We start from the raw sequence: 1,414 nt of genomic DNA, 5'->3' as shown, positions 1-1,414 counted from the left end.
CAGTACTGTCCGAACAAAAAAATGGCTCATGGCATGAAAATTGTTAGTTTGGGATTGCTTTAAAATCTCAACTACAACTTCACGACCATGAGCCCTACTAAGATCGCAAAAAAATCTGATAAACCCTTACTGGGTCAAATTCTGGATTTAATTCCTTCCTCTTTGCTGCAAACCACCATTGGCAAGTACGAATCGGACAAACATTGTCATAAGTACAAGACCTACGATCAGCTTGTGGCCATGATGTTCGGACAGCTGAACAAGTGCCATACACTCCGGGAGATCGCCCAGGGGATCAGTATCAGTCCAAAATTCCTTGCCGATATTGGCCTGGAGCAGTCTCCAGCCAAATCCACGATGAGCGACAGCCATGCCAAGCGGGACTGGCAGGTCTTCGAATCGTTGTATGTGGGACTGTTAACCCATTTTTCCGGGCTGTTTACCCAACGCGAGGAATACAAAGTGATCGAGCAGATTAAAAACAAACAGATCAAGCTGGTGGATGCTTCAATTATGAGTCTGTGCCTGAAGCTATTTCCGTGGGCGAAGTTTCGGACAGCTAAAGGAGGCATTAAAATGCATGTGAGCCTGGATGAGGCGACCATGATTCCTGAGATGGTCAATCTGACCCCGGCCTCCGTCAGCGACCGGCGGGGAGCCGACAACTTCCGTTATCCGGCCGGTACCATTGTTGTTGACGACCGGGGATATTTTGATTTTTCCCTGTTTGCGACCCGTATTGAGGATGGAAACCATTTTGTCACCCGTATGAAATCCAATACAGTTTATCAATCGATTGAAGAGAACGAGCTACCTGAAGGAACCGATGAGCATATTCTGAAAGATGAATTGATTTATTTAACCGGACAGGCGGCCCGGGATGCGGGCATCGGCCATGTGGTCTTTCGCCGGGTAGCTATTTATAAAGAAGACGAAAACAAGGTGATTGTCGTGATCACCAATAATCTGGACTGGCCGGCAGCGGTGGTTGGCCAGCTCTACAAACGACGCTGGCAGATCGAAATCTTCTTCAAACTGATCAAACAAAACCTGCAAATCAAAACCTTCCTGGGGACCAGCGAGAACGCCTGTAAGTCTCAGATCTTCATCGCTATGATTGTGTATTTGCTGTTGGAGCTGATTCGACGCACTATCAGCGGGGTTTATCACTGTTTTGGCCACTTTGTGACCTTGATCCGAGTGTGTCTGACTCAATACAACCGCCTGGAATACATCGCAAGCGAAATTCAAATTACCGTACAAAAGGCGAAAAGGCGCTATAAACCTCCCGACACAGGTCAAAAAACGTTGAAGTTCGGGTAGTTTTTATGTTGGAATTCACACCAATTATGTGCATTTAAACAACATGAAAACACTTTATCCGACCATCTTAAAAAATGTTCGGACAGGAGTG

General features: G+C 46.4%; 1 protein-coding gene. It reads left to right on the top strand.

Annotation, left to right across the window (positions count from 1 at the left end):
- Positions 1-87: 87 nt before the first annotated feature.
- A complete protein-coding gene (locus tag BG260_RS13830; RefSeq protein WP_069133547.1) occupies positions 88-1,323 on the top strand; it encodes an IS4 family transposase in 1,236 nt (411 codons plus the stop codon).
- Positions 1,324-1,414 lie beyond the last annotated feature (91 nt).

Origin of the sequence: Rhodohalobacter halophilus, from assembly GCF_001715195.1 — a bacterium.
In the GTDB taxonomy this organism is placed as follows: Bacteria; Bacteroidota; Rhodothermia; order Balneolales; family Balneolaceae; genus Rhodohalobacter; species Rhodohalobacter halophilus.
Note: the sequence above shows the minus strand (reverse complement) of the source record. Positions and strands in the feature narration are given on the sequence as shown.

Bases quoted from the DNA above. Each gene is read 5' to 3' on its own strand.
- BG260_RS13830 (WP_069133547.1), top strand. From the start codon at position 88: ATGAGCCCTACTAAGATCGCAAAAAAATCTGATAAACCCTTACTGGGT.